The organism is Lipingzhangella rawalii, assembly GCF_031628175.1.
Lineage (GTDB): Bacteria > Actinomycetota > Actinomycetes > Streptosporangiales > Streptosporangiaceae > Lipingzhangella_A > Lipingzhangella_A rawalii.
The window spans coordinates 196691-221275 of record NZ_JAVLVT010000004.1; the positions used below are offsets into that span (position 1 = coordinate 196691).

General features: G+C 67.3%; 16 protein-coding genes. 5 read left to right on the forward strand and 11 right to left on the reverse strand.

What is annotated here, in order from left to right; all coding sequences use genetic code 11:
- Positions 1-36 precede the first annotated feature (36 nt).
- The 3 genes from RIF23_RS10555 to RIF23_RS10565 are packed head-to-tail and all read left to right on the forward strand — an operon-like array spanning position 37 to position 3361.
- Positions 37-306, forward strand: coding sequence for a hypothetical protein (locus RIF23_RS10555; protein WP_310912294.1), 270 nt, complete (start codon positions 37-39; stop codon positions 304-306).
- Positions 299-928 carry a DUF6879 family protein gene (locus RIF23_RS10560; protein WP_310912295.1) on the forward strand — a complete coding sequence of 210 codons (630 nt, stop codon included), beginning with the start codon at positions 299-301 and terminating at the stop codon, positions 926-928. The genes RIF23_RS10555 and RIF23_RS10560 overlap by 8 nt, the downstream gene beginning before the upstream one ends.
- Before the next feature lie 42 nt (positions 929-970).
- Entirely contained in the window at positions 971-3361 is a 2391-nt protein-coding gene (locus tag RIF23_RS10565; protein ID WP_310912296.1) for an ATP-binding protein, read from the forward strand.
- A 123-nt stretch (positions 3362-3484) separates the two neighbouring features.
- Here the strand turns inward: RIF23_RS10565 and RIF23_RS10570 are convergent, their stop codons facing one another.
- Complete coding sequence (locus tag RIF23_RS10570) at positions 3485-6874, reverse strand: NACHT domain-containing protein (RefSeq protein WP_310912297.1); 3390 nt, start codon at positions 6872-6874, stop codon at positions 3485-3487.
- Between the two features lie 372 nt (positions 6875-7246).
- Between RIF23_RS10570 and RIF23_RS10575 the strand changes: the two genes are divergently transcribed.
- Both RIF23_RS10575 and RIF23_RS10580 read left to right on the forward strand, forming a co-directional pair.
- Positions 7247-9124 carry a DUF2075 domain-containing protein gene (locus RIF23_RS10575; protein ID WP_310912298.1) on the forward strand — a complete coding sequence of 626 codons (1878 nt, stop codon included), beginning with the start codon at positions 7247-7249 and terminating at the stop codon, positions 9122-9124.
- A 193-nt stretch (positions 9125-9317) separates the two neighbouring features.
- On the forward strand, positions 9318-11183 hold the full coding sequence (locus RIF23_RS10580; protein WP_310912299.1) for a DUF2075 domain-containing protein: 1866 nt from the start codon (positions 9318-9320) through the stop codon (positions 11181-11183).
- A gap of 7 nt (positions 11184-11190) precedes the next feature.
- On the opposite strand, the gene RIF23_RS10585 is transcribed toward RIF23_RS10580, so the two are convergent.
- The 10 genes from RIF23_RS10585 to RIF23_RS10630 form a co-directional block, all read right to left on the reverse strand.
- Positions 11191-13347, reverse strand: coding sequence for a DEAD/DEAH box helicase (locus RIF23_RS10585; RefSeq protein ID WP_310912300.1), 2157 nt, complete (start codon positions 13345-13347; stop codon positions 11191-11193).
- Entirely contained in the window at positions 13328-14632 is a 1305-nt protein-coding gene (brxD, locus tag RIF23_RS10590; RefSeq protein ID WP_310912301.1) for a BREX system ATP-binding protein BrxD, read from the reverse strand. The genes RIF23_RS10585 and brxD overlap by 20 nt, the downstream gene beginning before the upstream one ends.
- Before the next feature lies 1 nt (position 14633).
- Positions 14634-17384: a BREX-2 system phosphatase PglZ gene (pglZ, locus tag RIF23_RS10595; RefSeq protein ID WP_310912302.1), complete on the reverse strand. Its 2751-nt coding sequence runs from the start codon at positions 17382-17384 to the stop codon at positions 14634-14636.
- Entirely contained in the window at positions 17384-21145 is a 3762-nt protein-coding gene (locus tag RIF23_RS10600; RefSeq protein WP_310912303.1) for a hypothetical protein, read from the reverse strand. Before RIF23_RS10600 ends, pglZ begins: the two co-directional genes overlap by 1 nt.
- A 140-nt stretch (positions 21146-21285) precedes the next feature.
- On the reverse strand, positions 21286-22029 hold the full coding sequence (locus tag RIF23_RS10605; RefSeq protein ID WP_310912304.1) for a DUF6082 family protein: 744 nt from the start codon (positions 22027-22029) through the stop codon (positions 21286-21288).
- The gene (locus RIF23_RS10610) at positions 22026-22631 is read right to left on the reverse strand and encodes a DUF6879 family protein (RefSeq protein WP_310912305.1); all 606 of its coding nucleotides are present in this window, start codon (positions 22629-22631) and stop codon (positions 22026-22028) included. Before RIF23_RS10610 ends, RIF23_RS10605 begins: the two co-directional genes overlap by 4 nt.
- Complete coding sequence (locus RIF23_RS10615) at positions 22624-22893, reverse strand: hypothetical protein (RefSeq protein WP_310912306.1); 270 nt, start codon at positions 22891-22893, stop codon at positions 22624-22626. The genes RIF23_RS10610 and RIF23_RS10615 overlap by 8 nt, the downstream gene beginning before the upstream one ends.
- 142 nt (positions 22894-23035) lie before the next feature.
- The gene (locus tag RIF23_RS10620; RefSeq protein WP_310912307.1) at positions 23036-23212 is read right to left on the reverse strand and encodes a DUF397 domain-containing protein; all 177 of its coding nucleotides are present in this window, start codon (positions 23210-23212) and stop codon (positions 23036-23038) included.
- Between the two features lie 62 nt (positions 23213-23274).
- Entirely contained in the window at positions 23275-23454 is a 180-nt protein-coding gene (locus RIF23_RS10625; protein ID WP_310912308.1) for a DUF397 domain-containing protein, read from the reverse strand.
- Positions 23447-24256 carry a helix-turn-helix domain-containing protein gene (locus RIF23_RS10630; RefSeq protein WP_310912309.1) on the reverse strand — a complete coding sequence of 270 codons (810 nt, stop codon included), beginning with the start codon at positions 24254-24256 and terminating at the stop codon, positions 23447-23449. The genes RIF23_RS10625 and RIF23_RS10630 overlap by 8 nt, the downstream gene beginning before the upstream one ends.
- Positions 24257-24585: the final 329 nt, after the last annotated feature.

Below are 24585 nucleotides of genomic sequence, written 5' to 3' on the forward strand. Positions count from 1 at the left end.
AATTTCCTGAGTCACAAAACATATGCGGAGGTGGCCATGCCTCGCCCCTGGGAAGCCAATCCGTCCGCGCGGTTCACGCGACGACTGGGCAAGTCGGCGCGGGAGCTGGGAGATACCGATCGAAAGGACGGATGTCCGGACATCTGGCAGCTGGACAACGGGGACATTGCGGTCATTGGTCGCGACCTCACCGCCAACTATGCGGAACATCTTCCAGCGGATGCCACCATCGCCGCAGATGAGCGACTGGTGATCATTCCTGGACACATGTTGAGCCACGCCAAACCGGATATTCCGGATGCCTGATCGCGCCATGTTGGTTCTCCCCGATGAACAGGGGGTCCGGCTTGAACTCGGTGAGTACCGGCGCGACTTCGCTGAGCGCCAGGGCCGGATCCGTAACCGGTCATCCTGGAAGTTCGAGCGGCAGCAGCACTTCAAACAGCCAGGCGATCCCAGCTGGGAAGCGTTCCGCGAGGGTCGCTGGGACGAGGCGCTGCGTCTCCTCGAACAGGAGCGTCCGGAATTCGAGCAGGAGGCCCAGGAGGATGCGGCCCGAGCACACTGGTTCCACCGGGTTCGGATCGTGGCGGAGCCCCTCACGCCCTACGTGCAGTGGGAGCTGCACTCCCTGTGGATACAGGCCGAGTGCGGCGAGCGGATTCGTGTGGTGCCCGACGCGGCCGTGCGGCATCTGGAGGGTGACACGCAGCTACCCGAGGTCGTGGTTCTGGGCGGGGAGACGCTGTACCAGGTCTGCTACACCGAGGCGGGCGCGCTGGACGGCGGAATCCGGTTCACACACCCGGAACTCGTGGGGAACTGGGAGCGGTTCATCGCCGAGCTATACGCGACAGGTGAGGACATGCGCGCCTACGCCGAGCGGTATCTGGCTCATCTCCCGCCCCCACAGTCCCAGAGCCGGTAGCAGCGGGATCGGACAGGCACGAACGGACAGGGGGACTCTGGCATGTCGTCGCACTCCGAGCACACCGGGGACGCCCGCGATGTGGTGCAGGCCGGTAACGTCAGCGGTGGAATCCATTTCCACACTGCTGGGGATGAGCACGGCGCCGCGCCACCGCGGCAGCTCCCGGGAGACCCCCGTGGCTTCGTGAACCGGACGGACGAGCTGGCCGTGCTGGATGCGCTCGTCGTCGCGGACGATGCCGACCGTCAGTCGTTGTGTGTGATCGCCGGTACTGCCGGGGCGGGCAAGACCTCGCTGGCACTGCACTGGGCACATCGGGTGCGGGAGCAGTTTCCCGACGGCCAGCTGCATGTGAACCTCCGCGGCTACGACCCGGGCGAACCGGTGCCCGCAGCGGAGGCGCTGCATCGCTTTCTCGCTGCCTTCGGCGTACCGTCCGGCGCGATTCCGACCGACCTGGACGCCGCCGCGGCGATGTATCGCTCCCTACTGGCTGACCGGCGGATTCTGGTGCTGCTGGACAACGCCGCCACCGTTGCCCAGGTGCGCCCGCTGCTGCCGGGAACCCCGCACTGCCTCACCGTGGTCACGAGCCGCTCTAGCCTCTCCGGACTGTCTGTGCGCGACGGTGCCCACCGCCTCACGCTCGGCACGCTGGCCGAGCCCGAGGCCGCCGCCCTGGTGCGGGCTGTTACCGCGGGCTACCGGCGTGAGGATGGCGAGGAGAAACTGGCCGAACTCGCGCAGCTGTGCGCGCGGTTACCGCTGGCGCTGCGCATCGCCGCGGAACGCGCCGCGATGCGCCCCCACATGCACCTGGACGAGCTGATCGCCGACCTGCGCGACGAATCCGCACTGTGGGACGCCCTGAGTGTGGAGGACGAGGAGGAGGCCGGCGCGGTCCATTCGGTGTTCGCCTGGTCCTACCGTGCGCTGCCGGCAGACGCGGCCCGCATGTTCCGGCTGCTCGGTCTGCACCCAGGACCGGATCTCGGGCTCGGAGCGGCCGCTGCCCTGGCCGGGGTATGCACACGACAGGCCCGGCGGCAGCTCGATGTTCTCGTGGGTGCCTCCATGCTGGAGCAGGCCGTTCCCCGACGCTTCGAGCTCCACGACCTGCTGCGCGCCTATGCCGTCGACCAGGTCCAGCAGGAAGAATTGCCCGAGGAACGAACCGCGGCCCTGCGGCGAGTACTTGGCTGGTACCTGCACACGGCCGACGCCGCGCAGCGCTGGATCCGCCCGGACGAGGAGCATGTTCCGGAGCTGATGCCACTCGATGACGGTGTGGAACCGCTGGATTTCACCAGCCGGGAGGAGGCGCTGGACTGGGCACACCAGGAACAGGACACGTTTCTCCCGGCGGTGCGGGCCGCCGCGGAGGCCGGTCTGGATCGGCATGCCTGGCAGCTGGCGGCCGTGGTGTGGAACGCGCAGGCTCCCTCCGTTCCGGTCGCATTCTGGCTCCCAATCGGGGAGGTAGGGCTGCGCTCAGCGCGCCGGTTGGGTGACGAGTGGGCGCAGGCACTCCTGCTGGAGAACATGGGCTTCGATGCGGTCCAGGCCCACCGCACGGAGCTGGCCCGGGAGTACCACGAGGGGGCGCTGGCGCTGCGGCGCGGGCTCGGTGATCGCCGCGGCGAAGCTGACTCGCTGAACGCCCTCGGCCTGGTGCAGATGCGTACCGGGGACCGGGATGGCGCAGCCGAGCACCTCGGCCAGGCCATCGCCGCCTTCGGCGACCTCGAGGAAGATCACTGGCAGGCAGTCGCCCGGGCGAACCTCGCCGAGGTGCACTACCTCGCGGGGCATCTGGAGGAAGCGCACGACGGCATCATCGCGGCCCTTGCGACCCACCGCGCCGCGGGCAACGGGCCCAGCATCGGCAACACACTGCGGATTCTCAGCGCCATCCAGCTCGAGCAGGGCGATCCACACCAGGCGCTGCGGGCCGCCGAGGAAGCAGTGGAGCTCGCCGTCGAGCTCCGGGATCACCTTGCGGAAGGCTATTGGCTGCTGGCGCTGGGCGACGCCCAGCGCGCGCTGGATCGTCTCACCGACGCCCTGGAGTCCTACCAACGCTCCGCCATCCTGCACCGCAGGCTGGGTGACCGCAGCCGGGAGGCGCGCGCCTGGCAGGGCACCGGCCAGACCTACCAGCTTCTCCACCGGGAACAGGATGCGGCCGGCTTCCACCGCCGCGCCGCCGCGGTCCACCAGGAGCTCGGCGAGACTTGGCTGGAGGCACTGGCGCTGGAGAGCCTCGGCACCGCTGTCCAGGGCCAGGATCCCCATGAGTCCCACCAGTGCTGGACGAGAGCGTTCCACCTGATCGGCGACGACAACACCCCCCGCGCCACGCAGGCGCGCCAGCGCATCAGCGCGATGCTGGCGGGTGCGGCGGACGGGCACGGAACTGGCCCGGAGTAGCCCGGGCCTCAGCCTCACTTGAGTGGCACGCGCCGACGGAGCGATTGGTCACGGTCCAAGGGTGGCCGACTCGTGGAAATGCTCGTTACCCCCTGCGATTCGCACGGATGACTCGGCGGTTGGTCACGAGTCAACCTCTATCACACGCACTCCTCTACCCAGAGCACGGCGATTACGCACGTCCTGCCCGCGATAAATGAAAATCTGGAGATTCTTCTGTCCAGCCAAGGGCGCGAGGTCCAGCCCAGGGCGAGCACCGCAGAGGTGAAGTGTTCTTAGATACGGAAGGCCGGAAATGGGACTAAGATCTTGAATATATTCACAATTCTCTATAGCCAAGACATCAAGATTTTGAAGGTTTCGAATAGGTGTTAAATCTGCAATCCCACTGGATCTAATATAGAGTGACTCAAGGCCAGAAAGACTGGACAGCCATGAGAAATCACGGACCTCTTGACATCCTCCAAGAACCAGGTGATTCAATGAAAGATTAGCGATATCATCGATGTTGCGCAGGAAATTCGCATCTGGAAGGACCAGGGCCTCCACATGCGGAGCCCGCAGAGCAACAATCCGAATATCTGAATCCAACACACCTCCACGCAGGTGGACAAGACGAAGATTCGGGAAACTACCAAGAAAATCCAGATCGAACTTCCGTACATTAGAACTAAATTCTAAACCGAAAGAAACCAGGCGATCGTGCTCAACAATAGGAGAAGTATCTCCAACCTCGGCAAGGCTCTCTCCGAACAGGAAAACGCCTGTAAGGTGCGGCAGATCCCGCAGAAATTTCAAAGTTCCCAACGACGGAGCCTGGACCATCAGTTTTTCAAGTCGCGATAACTCAGTCAGCGGAACCATTGATTTCAAAGAAGAAGTTGAACAAAGATTGATCGAAGCAAGGGAATTTGAATGCACAGAAAGTGGGGTCAAGTCTCCAGATCGAAAACTATATAGACTAACCATTTTTAGGGCTGCCACATTCTCCAGAAACCCGAGATCAGGAATGTCCATTCCTGTGCATTGCAGCTTAGTAAGGTGTCTCAGGTGGCGTAACGTCCCAAGCAGTCTCGGGTTCTCGATCTGTAGGTAACCCTCATTCAACAGCGGAGCATCTGCCAGGACCCGCCTGGCGTACTCCTCGGCATCAAAGTAGCTCCATGCCGCGCGCAGCTCATGCTGCACCTCTGGGCGCGGATCCGTGGCGTACCGTGAGAGCGCCTCGATCGCGCGAGGCCCGTTCACCAGCCAAGCTGTGCGCACCGCAGCACGGGCACGCGGCTCCGAGAGCCCGTCCAAGGTCTCGGGCAGCCGGTCCAGGACGGGCTCGCCCACTGTGGCCAGGCTGCGGGCCGCACGCAGGTCCCGTGGCGGCACCAGGTGGTCCAAGCAGGTGTCAATGGCCTCGCGGACCTCGGACGGGGCCTCGTCCAGTGTCTCCATGCAGCAGGCCAGCAGGACCTTCAACTGCCGGGTATGCCGTCCACCCGCCGCGATCCGCTTGCGGAGTCCACGCACCAGGGTGCGGAGCTGCGGGCCGTTGGCGTGCCCGGCCGCCATGATGACCGTCTCCCGCCACTTGTCCTTGTGTGCCTGGTCGACCAGGTATTCCAGGTCGTCGTCGTAGACGATCTGCTGGGCGGTCAGGTATTCCTGCACCGTGCGGTGCACGAAGTCCACCCGGTCCATCGCCGGCGCACGCAGGACCCCGCTGCGCTCCAGCAGCCCCACCAGCACCTGCTCCGGTTCAGCGTTGACCCGTGGCATGCTCGGCAACTGTTGGGCGATCCGCGCCCGCGCCGCGTCCCGGGAGAGCTCAGCCCGCCCAGTGCTGGACAGTCGGAACGCAAGGTCCTGCAACAGGCGTAGTTTCTCGCGCCGGTCAGGCCCCTCCTCGGCGTGGCTGGGGATTCCGCGGCGGGTATCCCGCCGCTCCAGCAGCATGTCCAGGGTCTCGGCGTAGAGATCCATCCGGTTGTGCGGCAGCCGGTTCCGGTCCAGGTTCAACGCGCACAACATCGCGGCAAGCAGCGGAGAGGAGGCCAGATGGCGCAGGTGGGGCGCGGCCGATAGACGACCGAGCAGCCGTGCGGCGTGACTGTCCAGCTCCTCCGCGCCACAGGGCAGATGCGGAGAATCGCGCATAGCACGGTGCCAGTGGTGTACCAGCTCCTCGGTCTCCGGCGGGCTCAACGGCTCCATGAACACGGGGCGGAAGCCCTCTCCGGAGAGCCATTGCTCCGCTGCCGCGGCTGGGCGGCTGGTCACCACAACGTGCAGCTCCGGAAAAGCGGCAATGAGCTCGCGCAGCCAGCCGCGCACTCCTTCGCGCCGTCGCTGTGGCAGTTCATCCACCCCGTCCACCAGGAGCAACGCCTGGCCAGAACGCAGCCGGCGATGCGCCCAGCCGCGTGGCATATGCCCGGCGAGCGGCCGCGCGGCGGTCTGTGGGAGGGCCTCTGGTGCGGGCAGCTCGCCCTCTGCGTGGCTCCGCAGCTTTACCAGGAACGGAGTGAGGCCGTTCCAGCCCTGCAGCTCACCAGTGAACCCCCCACGGGCCGCGGTGATCGCCAGCCAACGCAACAGGGTGCTCTTGCCCGATCCGGCCTCGCCCCGAACCAGGGTGAGCCGGTGCTGGGCCAGTGCGGCCTCCGCCTGAACGCGGGCGGTGTGCTGGCGTGACTCCGGCTCCGTCGCCCCCATGCCGTGCCTGTCGACGAGGCGCGGCCACGTCCCTTCGCGGTCACTCCGTGTGGAGACCTGGAGGCTGATGTAGGCGACGCTGAGGGCGGTGCGTGGGCGGAAATCGTGTACGGAGACCCCGAACAGTTCGACGTAGTCCAGCGTCTGGCTGAGGTGCTCGGCGTAGCGGCGAGTGAACTCGGCGTCCTCGCTCGTGCCTTCCGGAGCGTCCAGCGTGCGCACGGGCATGCGATCCAGCACCGCGGTCACCTGCTGCCCCAGAGCGCAGATCTCTTCGGCCATGCCGCCCACCCGTTGCAGCGTCTCCCGCTGTGCCCGGACCAAGAACTCCGGGCGCTGCTGCACGAGGCGCACCAGGCATCCGCAGCACTCCTCCAATACCACCGTGTAGAACGCTGCCCCGTCCTGGCCCAGCTCGTGGGACGCGCCACGCTGCGGCATCCGTGCGTGGAGTCGCGTGGCGAGCTGTTCGGCATCGAGATCGGCGGCAAACAGCTCGGCGTCGCTGAGGTCGGCCGCGACCAAGGTGTCCACGACCGCGGCCAGCGCCCCGGCCTTGTCCGCGTCGGACAGCCCGCGGAACTCCTGGGCGCACAGGTTGACCAGGCGCTCGGCCACGTTGTCGACGATCCCGTTGAACTGTCCGCTCAGCCGACGTCGTAGCAGGCGGTCAGCGATCGTGCCCGGGAGGAGCTCCACCAGCTGCGCCTCGCGGCTGACCGCCTGCCGCCGGTTGTCGGTCCAGTGCTGCAGCGCGTGTTGTACCAGCAGTGATCCCGCTTCGATCGCCAGCGAGTCCAGGGTCATCCGTCGCCCCTCGTGCTCGGAAACGCCCAGTTTCGCGAAGAATCCGATCCGGCACACTCCGGTTGGTAGAAGTGCCCGTGGCCGCATCCGGCCAGCGGGGGACGGCCCATTGCAGCGCGGCCGGCGCTTCTCGGCCCGTGTTCCTCACCGATTTTCGGCAGCGTCGCGTGCGGTAGCGGCGTGGCATGCGTCCTGCGGCCAGCGGTGATCCGGCGGTCCGGAGCCGCTTGGAGAGGCGCACTCCCGTAGCTCTGGGCCTGCCGGGCATATGGATAGGCTCTCCCCTGACGGGATTTGCGGCCCGACGGGCTTCCGCACACAGCGGACAGGCCCCCACCCGCACGAGCTTCTTCGTGTCTTGTGGGGACGTCTGTGCCACTCCACCGCTGTTCCGCGGCGAGTCTTGCCAACTACGCACCGGGAGATCCGCGCCTGGGTGAGATGCTGGCCAAGCAGTACCGCCACGCCATCGGCCATGCGCCCAGCGCGTCGGAGGTCGAGTCCTGGAGCGGAAGCCTCCCAGTCCTGGCCCGGGACTTGCAGGATGCGGGTCTGGGCGAGGTCGAGGTGCTGGTGGAGTACCTGCTCCAGCCGGGAAGCAAGCGGGCCGATGTCGTTCTCGCCGGGAAGCATCCCCAGACCGGGGAGGACTCCTACGTCGTGGTGGAGCTCAAGGCGTGGAGTCACGCCAAGCCCTTCGAGGCGGATCCGGAGCTGGTCACGGTGGACGCGCCCGGGCCACCGCGGCTACATCCGGTCACCCAGGTTCGGGACTACTGCGAGTTCATCGCGGACTTCACCCTGGCCCTGGACGACCCTGGCCGCATGCTGCGGGGTGTGGCCTACCTGCACAACGCCGAGGACAGCGACGTGCACGAGCTGTACGACCTGCCCGGAGACGACTACGGACAGCTGTTCACCCGGTCCCGGCGGGGCGCGTTCCTCGACTTCCTGACGAGCCGTCTCGCACCCGGCAACGGCCGGGCCGCGGCGGACCGCCTGGCGGCCAGCCAGATCGCTCCAAGCCCGAACCTGATCAAGGTGGCCCGGGACGCGATCCGGGAGCGTGCCCAGTTCGTGTTGCTGGACGAACAGCATGTCGCCTACCGGCTCGTGCTGCACGCGGTCGAACGGGCTCAGCGCTCCGACCAGAAGACTGTTGTGGTCGTCACCGGTGGTCCGGGCAGCGGCAAGAGCGTCATTGCCCTGTCGGTGCTGGGCGAGCTGTACCGTCGCGGCGCGCGGGCGCTGCACGCGACCGGGTCGCGGGCCTTCACCAAGACCATGCGCAAGGTGGCGGGGGCCGGGTCGAAACGGGTACAGAAGCTGTTTGGCTTCTTCAACGACTTCATCCAGGCCACCCCCAACGACCTGGACGTCCTGGTCTGCGACGAGGCCCACCGCATCCGGGAGACCTCCGAGAGCCGATTCACTCCGCGGGAGAAGCGCACCGGCCGGCCGCAGGTGGACGAGCTACTGTCCGCCGCTCGGGTTCCGGTGTTCCTCCTCGACGAGTACCAGGTGGTGCGGCCCGGCGAGATCGGCACCGTGGCAGAGATCCGCGCCGCCGCCGAGACGCGCGGGTTCGAGGTGCAGCAGGTGTCCCTGGACGGGCAGTTCCGGTGCGGGGGCAGTCGCCGGTACGAGGAGTGGGTACGGCACCTGCTGGGGCTCGAGGGTGACGGGCCGATTCCGTGGGAGGGCGACGAGGAGACCGGCTTCCAGGTACAGGTTGCGGACTCGCCGTGGGATCTGGAGGGTCGTCTCCGGACCATCATCGACGAGCACGGGCTCAACTCCCGGATGACCGCCGGATTCTGCTGGCCCTGGAGCGATGTCCAGTCGGACATGTCGTTGGTACCCGATGTTCAGATCGGGGACTGGCATCATCCGTGGAACAACAAGAGCGACCGCAAAGCCGGTGACGCTCCCCCGACTCACCTGTGGGCGACCGAAGAGGGCGGGTTCGACCAGGTGGGTTGTGTCTACACCGCCCAGGGCTTCGAGTACGACTACTCCGGAGTGATCCTCGGTCCCGATCTTCTCTACCGCGACGGGCGGCTCGTGGTGGACCGGCGCGCGAACCACGATCCGGCCATGCGCAAGGCCGAGACCGAGGAACAGGCGGATGCCCTGGTGCGCAACATCTACAAGGTGCTGCTGACCCGCGGCATGCACGGCACGATGCTGTACTCCACGGACCCGGAGACCCAGGAGTTCCTGAGGCGGCTGGTACGCGGGCACCGGTAGGGCTGGAGGACCCGGACGACGTCCAGAGCTTCGATGCGAGGCAGAAGGCCCGGGCTCCCTGGCACTACTGGCATCCGCTAGCGTTGCTCCCGACCGGATCGCGGCCCGACGGGCTTCCGCATCCACGCGGACATGCCCCCACCCGCACGAACTTCTTCGTGCCGTGGGGACGTCTGTGGGGGTTGTCTACCAGGTGTCGGCAGGAAGGCTGGCCGAGTACTCCCCTCTGGAGGACCGGCTAGCTGAGCTGCTGAAGGAACGTTACATCTACGAGGTGAGACGCTCCCCCAGTCCTGGAGAGGTGCGTTCCTGGCGGAACAGCCTACCCAAGCTGGCAGAGGTCCTGATGGACGCTGGACTTGAGCAGGTTGAGGTTCTGATCGAGTATCCCGTGCCGGGGAGCTCAAAACGCATCGACGTCGTGCTGGCAGGGAGCCATCCGGCCACAGGGGACGACAGCTACGTGCTGGTGGAGCTGAAGCAATGGAGCGAGGTCGCACCCGGCCCCGGCGACGAACAGCACTTTCGCGTGCCCAGGCTCGGATCTGAGGGGCATCTCCATCCCGCACTGCAGGTCCGGCAGTATTGCAAATCGCTGGTGCACAACCTGCCAGGTTTGCGTGACCCAGAGCGCACACTGGCCGGGGTTGCCTTTCTGCACAACGCTAACGAGCAGGCGATCCAGCCGCTGCGGGCACACCAGAACGAACCATTCGCGACATTGTTCAGCGGGCAGGAGCGCCGCGAATTGGAGAAATTCCTGCGTGGGCGACTCGCCCCGGCTGGTGGGGGCGCAAGTGCCGATCGTTTGCGCAGTCTGCGGGTGCAGCCAGCACGAAAGCTGCTGTCAATCCGCGCCGAGCAGCTACGCCGGCGTAGCCAGTTCGTGTTACTGGACGAGCAGTATCTGGCCTATCACACGGTGCTGCATATGGTCCGGCAGGCACATCGCTCTGACGATAAGCAGGTCGTGATCATCAAGGGTGGCCCGGGTACGGGCAAGACCGCGGTGGCACTTGAGCTGCTGAGAGAGCTGGACCGGCAAGGGTATGCGAGCGAGTACTCGGTCGGCGCCAAGGCCTTCCGTGACATTCTGGAACGAGCGATCGGCGCGAAGAAGGCCGGACTGGGGGACCAGATCACGTACTTCCGGGACTATCGCGACCGGGATCGCAACTCGCTGGACGCGTTGCTGTGCGATGAGGCACATCGTTTACGGCCGCATTCCAATGACTTCCGAACCAGGAAGGAGCTATGGACACAACGCAGCCAGATCCAGGAGCTCGTGGACACCGCCCGGGTACCAGTGTTCCTGCTGGACGACCACCAGGTCGTACGTCCGGACGAGGTCGGCACCATCGACATGATCCGGGAGTACGCACAGTCTCGCGGGCGCGCCATGCGCGAGCTCCATCTGGACACCCAGTTCCGGTGTGGTGGCAGCGACCACTATGACGAGTGGGTACGCCGATTCCTGCAGCTGGACGGAAACGATCCCCCTATGCAGTGGGACGGAGCCGATGGATACCAGGTTCTGCTCGCGGACACCCCGGATGAGCTGGAGATGTTCATCCAGAACAAGCACCACGAGGGCTACACCGCCCGGATCTGCGCCGGCTTCTGCTGGGAGTGGAATAAGCCCACGCCCACACAGACCCCGCCCCTGCCGAACGATGTCACCATCGGGTCCTGGGCCAGGCCCTGGAACTCCAAACACACTGGCTTCATCGGCAGGATCCCGCCGAGTACTCGGTGGGCGGTCGAGCCCGGGGGCATCGACCAGATCGGCTGCGTCTACACCGTCCAGGGGCTGGAGTTCGACTGGATCGGCGTGATCATCGGTCCGGATCTCACGTACCGCAACGGCACACTACATATCGACCGAACAGCCAGCAAGGATGGGAAGATCAAGAAGAAGGTCCCCCAGGAAACGGTCCACGAGGTCATCCGGAACGCCTACAAGGTGCTGCTCACACGTGGCATGCATGGCGTCGTCATCTACGCGGTCGACCCAGAGACCCAGGAGTACCTGTCGGACCTCGTTCCCGGACGGCTCTGAGGCCCACCTACCCGGCTTCGATGTTGAACACCTGTGGTTCCCGAAGTAGGAGCTGCGCACCGTCCAGATTGGCGAGCCGTTGCGCCAGCGTCGCCTCAGCCAACCGAACGGGAAGCGCGTCACTGAACTTCAGGCCGGACACGGCCCGTTCGTCGACCTGCGGCAGGCACAGACGTTCCCCCGCGTCGGCAGTTCCCGCCCGCCACATGTCGGGAGTGAGATCGGCCCGCAGCCGCAGGTGGGTGTCGGTGAAGCGTTGCCGTTCGTCAGCGAGTGCGCTCAGGCTGGCCGCGAGGGTGGCATTGGCTGCGAAGCCACCCCAGGTCCACCACACCACGTCCGTGCCAGTGCGGGCGATGACGCTGGCACCGGAGTGCACGGTCGTCGCATACTCTTCCCGGGCCTTGGCCAGATGGCTGGTGGCACGTTGGGTCAGGCGGACCGGCGGCTCGGCCCCGAGCAGGATCTCCCGGGTGGCCCGGGTGAGTGCGAACGACGCTCCGCCGAGGCTGTAGGTGTGCCAGTGGGCCTTTCCCGGTAGGTCCGTGGGCTGCACCTGGCAGCGGCGTCTGCTCCAGTCGATCCAGGTGACCTCCCAGCTGCGTCCCCCGAGTAGCAGCACTCGTGGCCCCTGCACCTGCTCAATGAGCAGCAGCGGGTCCGTGCGGCCCACTTCCGTGCGTCCCCACAGGGCGGTGAACTGGGGTGGGGCGGTGAATACGGCGGTCAGGTCCATGAAGTTGCGGCGCCCGTAGCGCCGCTCGGCAGCCGGGCCGAGGAACAGCATCTCGCCGTCCCGTTCGAGGAAGCCCTCATCCTCCAGATGGCGCAGAATCGGCTGGGCGGAGGTGTCGAAGGGCGCCAGCCCGTTCCACGCCTCGGGCCACAGCGCCCTTCCGACCGTGTTCTCCTGGAGGCTCAGCGCCAGTAGCTGCTGGGCGGCGATGTGGCGGGGCTCGGGCGGCGGCTGTACGGGTTCCACAAAGTGCTGTCCCCATAGGTGCATCAGCCCCGCGGCACTGAGCAGCGCCCCGTGGCTGCGGGTGAGGAACAGGCAGTTGCGCACGGTGTCGCCACGTCGGCCGGTACGTCCCAGGCGCTGGAGGAACGAAGCCACGCTGGCGGGGGCGTCGATCTGGATGACGCGGTCCAGGTCACCCACGTCGATCCCCAGTTCCAGGGTGCTGGTGGCGACGATGACGCAGTCGCGCGCCTCAGCGAACGCGGCCTCCGCACGGCGGCGGTCGTCGAGCGGCAGCGAGGCGTGGGAGAGAAACGTGGTGACCCCCTTGGCGCGCAGCGCCGCGCCCAGTTCCTCCACCACGGTGCGGGAGTCGCAGAAGACCAGGCGCTTCTCGCCCCGGTGGAGCGCAGCGATGACGGTCGCGGCGTTCTGGGTTGAGCCCACGTAGTCCAGCTCGATGTCTCCGGGCGGGGGCTCGTCATGGTTCGGGACGGGGCGCGGTAGGGCGATGTCAGGGGCGACGACCCGGCCTGGGCGGGCGTCCCGCCCGGACCCTTGGAGCCAGGTCAGCAGCTCCGCGGGATTGCCGACGGTGGCAGACAGCCCCACGCGCTGGAGGGGGGCTCCGGCGAGGCGGTGCAGGCGCTCCAGGACGGCCAGCAGGTGCCAGCCGCGGTCGTCCGCGGCGAATGAGTGCACCTCGTCGACCACGACGGCTCGTAGCCCGGCGAAGAGCCGGTGGTGGTCGGTGTTGGTGCTGACGAGCATGCCCTCCAGGGACTCCGGAGTGGTCAGCAACACGTCCGGAGGGGTGGTGCGCACCCTGCGGCGGGCACTCTCGGTGACGTCCCCGTGCCACACGGCCGCGCTGCGACCCAGCCAGGAGGTGTAGGTCTGGAGCCGCGGCAGCACGTTGTTCAACAGCGCCTTGAGCGGGCACAGGTACAGGACACTCAGGCCCTCCCACCGGTCACGCTCCATCGCGGTCAGCAGTGGAAACACCGCGGCCTCGGTCTTGCCGCCGGCGGTGGGGGCCAGTAGGACCGCGTCCTCGCCCGCCAGTAGCGGCGCCACGGCGTCACGCTGCAGGGGGCGCAGGGACGGCCACTCCAGGGTGTTGACGATGTGATGCACCAGGCTGGGGTGCAGCTCCTGCGGGGCGTCCACGCTCACTGCGGTGTCACAGGTCGAGGGCGACATCGTCGGCGCTGCCGGCGGCGGCGTTGCGTTCGGTGTCGGTGAGTTCCGTGCTGCGCACCGTCAGCGTGTAGTGGCGGCGTGGGTCGAAGTCCGGAAACTCGTACACCCGGTCGAGGACGTCCACCAGCTTGCGCAGGTACAGCCGCGGCGCCACACCCACCTTGCCGCCCAGTTCCCCGGCAACGGCCTCGGCCAGCTCGGCGATGTAGGCGTCGTCCACGACGGCGGCGACGCGGTGTGCGGACTCGTCGTCGACGTAGACGTCCCGGACCGTGGTACCCAGCTCGGTGAGCCGCTCAGTGGTGAAGGCGGGCAGCCGCAGCTGTATTGCACGCGGGTTGTCGAACCGCGGGTCGGTGGTGAAGTCCGTGGCCAGTCGCTGGGCCAGCGGAGAGAGTCGCTGCACACCCTGTGGACCGTCGTAGAAGGCCGGCGTTCCGGTGATGACCAGATACAGCCCGGGGAAGCGTCCTGCATGCACCTCGTCGATGAGCTGGCGTAGCGCGTTGAGGGCCTTGTCCCGGGCGTCGGAGCGAACCCGCTGCAAGGTCTCGACCTCGTCGAGAACGAGCACCAGCCCGGGATGTCCGGAGTCGCGCAGCACGGTGAGCAGCCCCTGGAGGAACCCGAAGGCCCCAAAGTGGTCCAGCTCGCCGCGGACCCCGGCAGCGCGTCGAGCCGCGGCTGCGACGTGCGGCTGGCCGCCCAACCAGGCGAGAATGCTCTCCGCGGTGGCTGGGTCGGCGCTTGCCAACGCCGCGCGATATCCACGCAGTGCGGTGGCGAAGCCCGGGGCGCTCCGGCTCACCTCCGCCAATCGCCGGGTCAGCAGCTCCCCGACCTCTTTCTCCAGGTCGTTCTCATCAATGCCGCTGGCCAGGGCATCCTCTTCCAGAACGTAGAACCAACCGTCCACCACCGAGCGCAGGGCACTGGGCGGAAAGCCAGGAGTGGTAAGCCGCTCGGTGAGGCGTCGATAGACCGTCTCCAGCTTGTGCAGTGGCGTCTCGGTCTCCGAGATCTGGACCTCGGCGGCAGCCATGCCGCGTGCTTTGGCGCGTTCGGCGAGCCAGCGGGTGAAGAAGGTCTTTCCGGCACCGTAGTCACCACGCACGGCCTTGAATACCGCGCCTCCCGCGGAGGCGGTGCCCAGTTCGGTGTCGACGGAGTCAGCGAACCTGTCCAGGCCGGTTGCCAGCAGGTCCAGTCCTGCCTGGGGAACCGCCCCGGCACGCAGCGCGTCGATCACCTCCCGCCTGCGGGCGGCACTCACCGCTGTGCCCATGTCACCCCTTCAGTCCGAACTGGGTCCGCAGCAGTTCCACGTCGAGGCGCACGTTGCGCCCGCCGTCAATGACCTCCAGCACAGGGTAGTTGTCGACGTTGAGCACCTGGGCGAGCAGCGCTGCGAAGCCCGCGGCGCGCACCTGGCGGTCGCCGACGTGTTCGGCGAGCCGCGGGAGGGACAGCACCCCACCCGCGTCGACGAGCGCGGTGACGGCGGCGCGGACCTTGTCCACGGATACCCGGCGAGGGGTGCCGCGCAGCCGCTCGGCGAACAGGTCGGTGTCGAGTAGCTGTTCGGCGAGCGACGCGGGGGGTTTCGGGGAGGACAGCTCGTCCAGTTCGAGCGCGGCCTGCTGTGGGTGCGGCTCGCTGCGGTAGAGACGCCGTGGTTTGGGCTCCGGCTGCGGCGTGGGCCGTGCGGATCGCCTGGCCTGCAGGGACCACCAGCTGGGGCTCTGGTCGTCCAGGGCACGCCAGCCGGCTGGGGCGTCAACCCCGAAGGGCACAAGCGCCAGGAGCGGCACCGCGACTTCGGCCAGCGCCGCGCCGCCGTGGTATCCGGCCTTGGCCGCGGTGTAACGCAGGTCAGGGTCCCACAGCGCGACCACGCGGCCGTCCTCGTGGACCACCCGGCTGCCGGCCAGTTCCACCTCGCCTTCGCCGGGCGGGGAGGACGCGGTGCGATAACGCGCACCTTCGGCCCCGTCCACGCGGTACAGCTGCCCGCCGTGCTCGGGAATGTGGCCATGGTCGCTGGTGAGGATCACGGCGCGTTCCTGGGAGCGCGCGTAGTTGAGCAGCTGGCGTAGCTGGGCGACGTCGTCCACCCGCCAGGGGGTAGTGGCGCGGCCCTTGTCCAGGCTGTCGTCCACGGTGTTGAGCACCACGCCCACGACTGGGGTTTCGGATCTCAGGGTTTCTTCCAGATCCGCGCCGAGGGCCTGTCCGGGCCGCCCGACCACGGCGTTCTTGTGGAACAGCGCGGCTTTCTTGGACTTCCAGAAGCCGTGTTGGGCGAAGGCGGTTGCCTCGGTGGACTGGGTCCCGCTGGTGAGCTGGGCGGCGAACAGGCTCGTGCGGGAGACACGGGTGATGGTGGGCAGCGCCGCGGCGACGGCGCGACGCCGCGGAGACTCTCCGGCGGCCGTACCGGCACAGGGATCGAACTCCTCCCAGCCGTCCTGGCGCACTTCTTCGCCCAGCGCCGCGGCGACGGCGGCACTCATGCCGTCCACGAGAATGACCAGCACATTCCGGGAGCGCTGGGGATGACCGGTGACGGCGGGAGCCACGATGCGCGGCAGCACGTTCTCCACGGTGAGCAGCTCGTCAGAGCCAGTACCGGCAGCGCCGAGCTGCTGGGCGAAGGCGGCGTCCACGGCGCGGCGGCGGGTTCGTACCTGCTCGTAGAGGCGCTGGTAGGGCTGCTGCAGTTCGGGGAGGCGCTCCTCCCCTGCCCAGATCGCCTCGACAGCGCGGTCCACCCAGCCCCAGTAGGCGATGTGGGAGGCAATGCCGCTGCCGACGCCGCGCACCTGACTGGTGGGATCCGTGTCGACCGCGAGCCACTGCACCAGCCGTTGGGCCATCTCCGCGCGGCGCAGCAGCTCCGGCTGTGTCGTGATGTGGGCGTGACTGCGCAGCGCGTCGACTGCCGCGGTGAGACGGGCGCAGTCTGTGGGGTCATCCACCGCCGTGTCGAGGGCCGTGCCCAGCTCCTGGATCCGCGCGTCCAGCCCGGAGCGCAGCAGTGCACTGGAGCGGGCCGCCGGCTGGGCTCCGAAGTGTCCGGCGAGCTGTTCGGCGCGGTCCAGGAGCTGGCGGGCCCGACGGGCCTCGTCGTCGTTCGTGCTGGCCAGCATGGTGCGCACGAGCTGTTCGGCGGCCTGGGCGAACTCGCGCATGCAGGTATCGGTGAGCCGCTCGCGCCGCGCGGACTCCGGGGAGATGTGGTGCAGTACGGCGCCCTGCGCGCGTTCGGCGCCGGGCTCCTGCATGGACCACAGGGAGGCGCACAGCACACCCAGCGCAACGGTGTCCACGGCGCCGCCCGAGTCCAGGAGGGCGGACAGGACGATGGCCACGGGGCCGGCCACCTCCCCGAGCCACTCTTCGAGCCCTGCGCGTTCGCTCGTGCTGAGGCTGGTGAAACCGTGTACCAGCTCGTGGTCGAGACTCCACCGCAGCAGGGAGGAGGCATCCAGGTCCCGAGCAGAGATGTGCAGCTTCGCCAGACCCAGGCGGCGCGTGGCCAGGGCGCGCAGTGCGGCGTCCCGGCTAAGGATGGGGCCGGACTGACGTGGCCACCCTTCGGGGGGCATCGCGTCCAGGAGGGCGTCGGCCACCCAGCCCAGTGCGGTGAGCCGCGGGTCGACGCGGTGCACCCCGAAGCTTTCGCGGATCAGCCGCCAGGGTTCGACCGGGTGTATGCGATGACCGGCCGCGCGGGAGAGCAGGCCGTCGCCCAGCTCGTTCTCGGAGGCGGTGGTGAGGAGAACGAGAACGCCGTCCCAGCCCTCGGTGAGTTGGGCGGTGACGTGGTCTACGGCGTGCAGGGCGGAGACGATCTCCGCAAGGTGGACGGGCTGCCCAGCGAGCGTGTGCTGCCCGAGGGCCCCTTCCGAGGCGTGGGCGCGGAGCAGGAGGACGCGTTCGGGATGTTCCCGGTAGCGCTCCAGGAGCCGGGTCACCTCCTGGTGCAGGGCAGCAGTGGTCACGGCCGGCACCCGAGCCTGGGTGGGGCTGGTCATCAGTCCTCCACCACCCACCAGGTGACGTCCAGCGTGGCTCCGGGGTTCTCGTCAGCCAGACGCTGGGCTAGTTCGGGCAGCTGTTCGGCGCGCACCCGCCTTGATTCCGCACCGCCACGTTCGGGTGGAGGTGCCGCGGAGGTCGGCGGTGTGGCCGCTGTGGTCTCCGCAGCCTCGGGGGTGGCCGAAGATGCCGGGGCAGCAGAGGCGCGTTCGGCCGTGGCACGACGCACCAGATCGTGGGCCTGCTGTGCGGCTCGGTCCAACGCGGGAGCGAGCGGCTCGGTGAGCTCCTCAGCCGAGGCGGCCTCGGCGAGCCGGGACAGGATCTGTTCCGCGGCTGAGTCGTGGGGCGCGCCGAGGCCGGATATGACCTCGAAGGTGTCCCACCGCGCGCCGGCGAGGGCGGCGGCGACCTTCTCGGCGCTCTTGATGCTGCGGCCGACCCGCTGGGAATCCGCGGTGCCGAGGTCGGCTTCGGCCAGGGAACGCACCACGTCCAGATGGTTGTGGCTGGAGGACATGGCCTCCAGGAGTTCCGCGGCCACGCGTGCGGTGTGCAGCCGGCCCTGGGGTGCTGTGGGGTCCAGCCGCAGCACGGGAGCGTACCGCTCCAGCAGCTGTACCAGTCGGTGGGCAGCCTGGCGGTAGGTGCGGGAGTCTTCACTAAGGTTGCGGGCGAACAGCCGCACCGGTCCGGCCCGCAGCACCTCGACCGGATTGTGCCCGAGGATGTCCTGCGCGCGTCGACGGGCGGTGTCCCAGGTGTCCTGATCGGGCAATATCTGGGTGCGCAGCAGCATGTCCCCGCTGATGCGGCGCGGTTCGGGAACGTCGTCCTCGATCCGGCCGCGGTACACGAACGCGCGGTCGGTGTCCACGGCAACCGTCGCAACCACCAGGTTGGCGAGGTGCTCTTCCAGGCCGTGCGGCTCGGGCTCGTCGATCCACCTCCGCAGCTCCGCAACCTTCAGGTCCTCGTCTGTGCCCTGGCGGGCGGCACGCTGCTGGACATGCTGGGTCCAGTGGCTGCCGAGCACGAAGTTGACCTCATGCATCTCCCCGAGCCGCAACGGGTTGGCGACGCGTTTCATCAGCGGCCGGTGCTTCTTGTCGACCTCGGTGCGCCGGTCCGGGTGTTCGGCGGCGCGGCGTACGTAGTCGAGGATGGTGGTGGTGTCCGCGGGTCTGACGACGGCGCGGCTGCCCTCGCGGTCGGGGTCGAAGTCGGGATGGGCGGGGTACTGGGCGGTGAGCATCTGTTCGGTGAGGCGCCGCATCGCCTCCCCGAAGGGGGCGCCCATGGGCAGGCTCGGGTTGGTGAGGCCGCCACCGAGTGAGTACAGGTGGTCGTCGTAGCCGGTGACGACGTCGCCGGGCTGCTTGCTGACCAGGCCGTATGCCTGTTTGAGGGTTTGGGTGATCTTCTCGCGCAGGGTGTTGCCCTGCCGGGTGAGGGTTTCCTTGGCGCGGTGGCGCTCGGTGGGGTTGAGGTGGGCGGCGTACTCCTCGAACCGCTGCCCGTCCAGCACGAACTCGATCACGGCCAGGGTACCGAGGTCGGTGCGCCGTTCCTGGGTGAGGTGGGTGGGGATCCAGCACACGGCGCGGTCGGCGAAACCGCCGCTGGTGAGGCGGTCCAGCCGGTTGCGGTCGTCGCCGGGGGTGTGGGTGCCCTCGTCGAAGGGATAGTCCAGCACCAGGCGCCAGGTCCCCTCCTGGGAAGGGCGCAGCCGGTCGGAGGGCACGTCCTGCTCGTCGCGGATGTTGTCGAAGACAACCTCGATGGAGCGGCTGCTGCCCCGCCACGCAAGGGTGAAGCGGTCACCGTCGACGGTGTCGGTTCCGGTGATTCCCAGTTCGCCGTACAGGAGTCGGCGCACCAGGTTCTTGCGGGCACCGGGGCTGTCGGCGCGGGCGCGGGCGTTGTCCAGCACCGAGTCCACGTCCACCCCGACGAGCTCCAGCCCGACGCGGGGGTCGTCGGCCTTGGTGTAGGTGATCTCGGTGAAGCGTCCCGCCCAGGTCTCCACTTTGGCGGCGACCTGGCGGACCTCGTCCCCGGGGATCGGGGAGGTGACGCTGCCGTGGTTGAGTGCGGCCAGTCGTCCGGCGGTGAGGTGCTGCAACGCGGGCACGCGCGGTGCGAGCGCGCTGAGCAGCAGGGTCTTGATGAGCCGGTCGTCCCCGGTGAAGGTGCGTACGGCGCGTGTCGCAGCGTCGCTGGCATCACCGCGACGGACAGCGGCGACCTCGGCCTCGGTGAGGCCGTGCTCGGCGAGGAGGAACGGCCGCAGCCTGGTGTCGTAGAGGCGCTGCGCGGCGGTGAACTCGGCCTTGAGGGTCTGGCTGAACGGTTCGTCGCCGCCTTCGGCCAGCACGTCGTACAGGTCGCCGAGCGGGATCAGCTCGCCGAGCCGGAGTTCCTCCCGGCGCTGCACCAGCAGCCGGCTCATGAGCTTCAGCGCGGTGCGCGACCGCTGTAGAGCCTCGGACAGGTCCACGAGTGTGTCCAGGAACGCCGGGCTGAACGGGTAGGTCTTGCGGAAGGACTCAAGGTCGGCCCCGGTGCTGCCGGTGGAACCCAGCAGGGTGTCCATGACCTGCCGGCGCAGCTTCGTGGTCTGCTCGAAGGCGCCCTCGATGGCCGACTCGGCGTCGGCGGTGGGTTCGGTGCGGCGCAGCACCCGCTGCCGGGCGACCTCGGGCAGGTTGCGATCTTCCAGGGTGATGGTGTCCAGGCGTCCGCTGGCGAGGTCGAGCGCATCGAGCATGCTGAGTTCGGTGGAACCCGATACCTGCTCGCCGAGCACCTCGCGCAGGTCACGCTGGCGGGCGATGAAGCTGACGACGGGGGCGGGGCGGTCGGGGTCGGCGGACTCCACCAGGTTGGTGATCTTGTTGACCTCGCGGTTGACGAACTTGGTGTCCGCGGCGTTGTTGATCAGCCACAGCACGAGCTCGTCGAGGAACAGCACCAGGCCGTCGTAGCCCAGCTCACTGGCGTGCCGGCTGATCTGCTTGAGCCCGGCGTCCAGGGAGACGAACGCTTCGGCGTCTTCCAGGGCGTTGCTGTAGAAGCCCGGGAACCAGGAGTCCAGCAACGCGGTGACGAGTTCCCGTCGCTCGGGGGCGTCGTAGTCGGCGGCCATGGCGGCGTCCACGGCCTCGGTGGTCCAGGACGCCTCACCCCACTCATCGTCCGCACCGCCGGGGAGCCGGTCCAGGAACTGTGCGTCGCCGATCTGCTCGCGCAGATGCCGGGCCTGCTGCAGCAGCGCGTCGGTGCGGTGCACGGCGGGCATGATGGTGTCGGGGTGGCGGCGTCGCACGTACTCGATGTAGTGGCCGAAGATGCGCTGTTCCAGGGACTTGGCGTCCAGCATCTGGTAGGGCACCAGCAGGAAGCTGCGCTCGTGCAGCCAGTCGTGCTTGGCGAGCAGCGGGGCGAACTCATCGCGTTCCCGTGCGGCGCGCTCACCCCGCAACAGCGCGTGCAGCACGGCCATGAAGTGCGACTTCCCGGAGCCGAAGGAACCATGCAGGTAGGCGGCCTTGGAACGTTGCCCGGTGAGGGAGGCTTTGATCAGGCCGAGCGCGGAGTCGAAGTTGTCCAGTAGTTCGTTGGTGATGACGTAGCTGTCCAGCGTCGTCTGGATATCGGTGACGCCACCGGCCAGCTCCAGCACGAAGTCACTGTCGGTGAGCCGCTCCGGGATCTGGATGACATCACGAAGCAGCGGGCGCTGGGTACGGGACATGGGCTCCTGCGCAATGACCGTCGGGGGTGTCGGGGCAGCGGGACTTCCGAGCCTATGGGATGCCCGGCCCCGCTGTAGAGTAGACAGCTCGTCCGTGAGACAAGTGAAACCCGCACTGTGCCGACGGTTGCTGTGGGCAGCTAAATCCCCAATAGTTTCCGGCGGAATCGCCAACCCACGACGGCAACGGCCAACCCGGCCCCAAGGGCACCCCCGGTCAGTATCCAGCGTCCAGTTCGTTTCGGTGCGACTGGCGCGTCCCGGCGCTGGGCTGGGTGCTCCCGGGGATCAGGGAGCTGGTGGAACTCCTTGTCCAGGAGGCGATGAAACCGTTTGGCGCGACGGGTTTCCGCGGTGTCCAGCCGGATGTCGCGCACGTCGCGCCAGTACTCCCAGCCGATCGGTCCAGCCAGCACTTTGCGGGCCACGGCGCGCAGCATCGCATCACCCATTGCGCCGGACTCGTAGGCCATCTCCCACTGGGAGACGATCAGGTTGGTGTACATGCGTTGCCGATCCGCTCGGCCCGCATCGGCGGGAAAGTTCGTTCCCCAGCACTCCAGGTACTCCGGGTGATCCATGGCCATGCGTAGCAGCTCACTGTTGGACTGCCGCAGGGCAACTTCGCGCGTGTTGCGCATCTCGCGAACCTGAAGGACGAGCGTTGCGACAATGCCCAGCAAGGCAAGCCCGGCAAGCACCGCCGAGGCCGCACCGTAGGTCTGGCCCACCAAACTCAGTTCTTGCCAGTCCTGCGGCAGCTCGGTAAACCACGACAGCCCGAACGGTGAAACACCCACCACTGCAACAACAAGCACAGTCAGCAGTACCACGAGAACCGGAAAGTAACTCCAGCCGTGGTCGTGTGCCAGACGCCTCCTCATACCGCCGGCGGAGGCAGTGGGGCAACATGCTTCTCGAAGAACGTGGGCAGCGGCTCCCCCTGCTCGAACAGCTCGGCCAACTGGGTGCGACAGCCCGCAATCACCTCGGGATCCTCTATCCGGCGCCCGCCCGTGACGGTGCCGGTGGCGTCGTAGTTGACCTCATACAACACCCGATCCCCAAGCAACACCACCTCAGGCAGCGGGGCCACCTGTTCGAGATCGGCCACCTGTTCGGCCCGCACGACCCGCAGGTCCTGCCCCGCTTCGGCCAGCAGTCGGAAGAACTGCATCTCCCACTGCAGGTACGGACTGATGGGGAACTCGACGACCCGGATGCGCTGGGGCTGGTAGCCATAGTGCGTATATCTCGCGACCATCGCCTCGGCCTCGGGGCGGTCCTCTTCGTTGCGCTCCAGAGCCGTCTGCCAGTCCCCGGCAGCAAAGGCTTCCCAACTGGCGTCCCCGGGCTCACGAAAGGTCTGGCGACGCTCGAACTTCGCGAACACGTCCCCGCCCCGCTCGAACTCCCGACGAAAGTCCGCCAGGTAGTCTGCCCACGCCAGGAGCTTCCCCGAGGACGTGGATACGCAGTTAAGCATTCGGAATGTCCGGCTTGGCAGAGAGCAGCATATCCCGCGGAATGATCACCAGCCGTTCGTCGTGGCTGATACTCACGTCGCTGGGCAAGCGTCCCTGGTACGCCTCTGTCACATCCCGTCCCACAACGGCGATATCCCCGTTCCTCATCTCCCAGATATCCGGACAGGTCGGATCGCCTTTGGTGTCGCCCAGTTCCAGCGCCGACTTACCCAGGCGCCGTCGAAACTCCGCGGACGTGTCGGCTTCCCACGGGCGGGACATGGTGGAACCTCCGGTGTGACGCCACATCCGGCTTACAGCGGGCCCTGCGGCCGGTCGCCGCCAGTGTCGCACAGCACACCGAGACGAGCCAGGCCCTACACACCAGGGGATGTGGAAGGCGTTCAGCCCGATGATGGAGGTCCTACCACCGGCCGGTCTTCACCTCAGTGACCAGGGCACGCCACTCGGTCACCGGGAAGGAGAGGTGGCCCTGGTAGGGATGCTGGGAATCGCGAATGTTCACCCCGCACGCCGCTTCTACGATCTCCACACAGTTCTGGTTAACATTTCCGCTGTAGCTGGACTTGCGCCAGTTCATGGGTGGCCTCCAGGGCCCGGATCGGGGGATGCCCGCACGGCGGGACACACCCGCCGTTACGGTCATACTTCCCCGCGCCGCACCGAACCAAGCAGGGCGCGCCACTCTGATGGAGGGAAGGAGAAGTGGCCGAGATCTGGGTACCGCGAATCCCGTACCTCAACTCGACCCTCAGTGGTGCGGCACTCCACACAGTCGTTGTTCCCACCGCTGTGGGATGACTTGTACCAGATGTCACGCATTGTCTATCCTTTGTATCTCTTCGTAGAGCGTCTGTAGGGCAGCACTGGGGCTCGTTGCCACCCCTTGAAGGTCAGCGAACAGCATGCGGTGGTTGGCAACCTCCGTGGGGTCGGTGATGGTGTGCCCTGCCCGGGCACTCTCCGCGTACATCACGTCCGGACTGTTGCGCGTGACCAGCACCCGAAAGGGCCCAGAGTTACCGGGATGCTTCTCAGTTTCGGTGGGGATGACCTGCAGAGTTATACGCTCCTCCTCAGCTAACCGAGCGATATGGGCCAATTGCTCGCGTACTGCACCGACGCCACCGTAGCGCCGCTTAAGGAGTGGTTCGTCGATGACTAGCCACAATTTAGGTCGAAGCGCCCGTTCCATGTGGTCTGCGCGTTCAACGCGCTCAGCGACCCTTGTGTTCACTTCATCCGGAGTCAGCCACGGAGCAGCGTACCGGACCAGCGCGTAGGCATACGCCTCCTTCTGTAGATAGCTAGGAAACGCCATCGTGGAGAACTCGTAGACCGCATCCGCACGCTTGATGGCAGTGGCGATCTCAGCGAGCCAGGCTGGGCGTCCGTTTCCGGTTAGTTCATCCCAAAGTCGCTGGAATAAGTCGCCTGTCGCAAGCGCGGTGTCCAGACTCGGGAGGAACGCCAAAGTGGGTTCCCGGTGTCCACGCTCCAGGTTGGACACGTGAGACCCGCTTACTCCGAGGATCCGCGCAAGCGACTCCTGGGTCACGCCCTGACGCTTGCGCATCCGGGCAAGCTCGCTCCCGAAACGGCGTTTAGCTCGATTGTCGCTCATGGGAAAAACCAACCACGCATGAACCAACTGAGCAACTGATTCTTTCAGATTTCCACAGCACTGCTCACACTCGTGCGGAAGTTTCCAAACGTAGAATCTCGTGGTTTCACCACGGCAGGATGAACGCAAAAGCCCTGGAGCCGCTCCTACGGCCCAGGGCATGGCCACCGACTGGATTGGAGTCGATGACGATGGTTCAGCCTAGCCGTCGCCGCCGCGCTGCTCGGGTGCGGCCCTACCTTCCGGTGCACCAGCCGTCCCCGCCGCCGGGGCCTGTGTCCGCGGCCGTGTGGGCAACGTTCCCTCCCGGGCTGGTCGCGCGGCCAACG

Bases quoted from the DNA above. Each gene is read 5' to 3' on its own strand.
- RIF23_RS10605 (WP_310912304.1), bottom strand. From the start codon at position 22,029: ATGAGGAGGCGTCTGGCACACGACCACGGCTGGAGTTACTTTCCGGTT.
- RIF23_RS10625 (WP_310912308.1), bottom strand. From the start codon at position 23,454: ATGCGTGACATCTGGTACAAGTCATCCCACAGCGGTGGGAACAACGAC.
- RIF23_RS10555 (WP_310912294.1), top strand. From the start codon at position 37: ATGCCTCGCCCCTGGGAAGCCAATCCGTCCGCGCGGTTCACGCGACGA.
- RIF23_RS10620 (WP_310912307.1), bottom strand. From the start codon at position 23,212: ATGAACTGGCGCAAGTCCAGCTACAGCGGAAATGTTAACCAGAACTGT.
- RIF23_RS10615 (WP_310912306.1), bottom strand. From the start codon at position 22,893: ATGTCCCGCCCGTGGGAAGCCGACACGTCCGCGGAGTTTCGACGGCGC.
- RIF23_RS10610 (WP_310912305.1), bottom strand. From the start codon at position 22,631: ATGCTTAACTGCGTATCCACGTCCTCGGGGAAGCTCCTGGCGTGGGCA.
- RIF23_RS10560 (WP_310912295.1), top strand. From the start codon at position 299: ATGCCTGATCGCGCCATGTTGGTTCTCCCCGATGAACAGGGGGTCCGG.
- pglZ (WP_310912302.1), bottom strand. From the start codon at position 17,384: ATGACCAGCCCCACCCAGGCTCGGGTGCCGGCCGTGACCACTGCTGCC.
- brxD (WP_310912301.1), bottom strand. From the start codon at position 14,632: ATGGGCACAGCGGTGAGTGCCGCCCGCAGGCGGGAGGTGATCGACGCG.
- RIF23_RS10630 (WP_310912309.1), bottom strand. From the start codon at position 24,256: ATGAGCGACAATCGAGCTAAACGCCGTTTCGGGAGCGAGCTTGCCCGG.
- RIF23_RS10585 (WP_310912300.1), bottom strand. From the start codon at position 13,347: ATGTCGCCCTCGACCTGTGACACCGCAGTGAGCGTGGACGCCCCGCAG.
- RIF23_RS10600 (WP_310912303.1), bottom strand. From the start codon at position 21,145: ATGTCCCGTACCCAGCGCCCGCTGCTTCGTGATGTCATCCAGATCCCG.
- RIF23_RS10565 (WP_310912296.1), top strand. From the start codon at position 971: ATGTCGTCGCACTCCGAGCACACCGGGGACGCCCGCGATGTGGTGCAG.
- RIF23_RS10570 (WP_310912297.1), bottom strand. From the start codon at position 6,874: ATGACCCTGGACTCGCTGGCGATCGAAGCGGGATCACTGCTGGTACAA.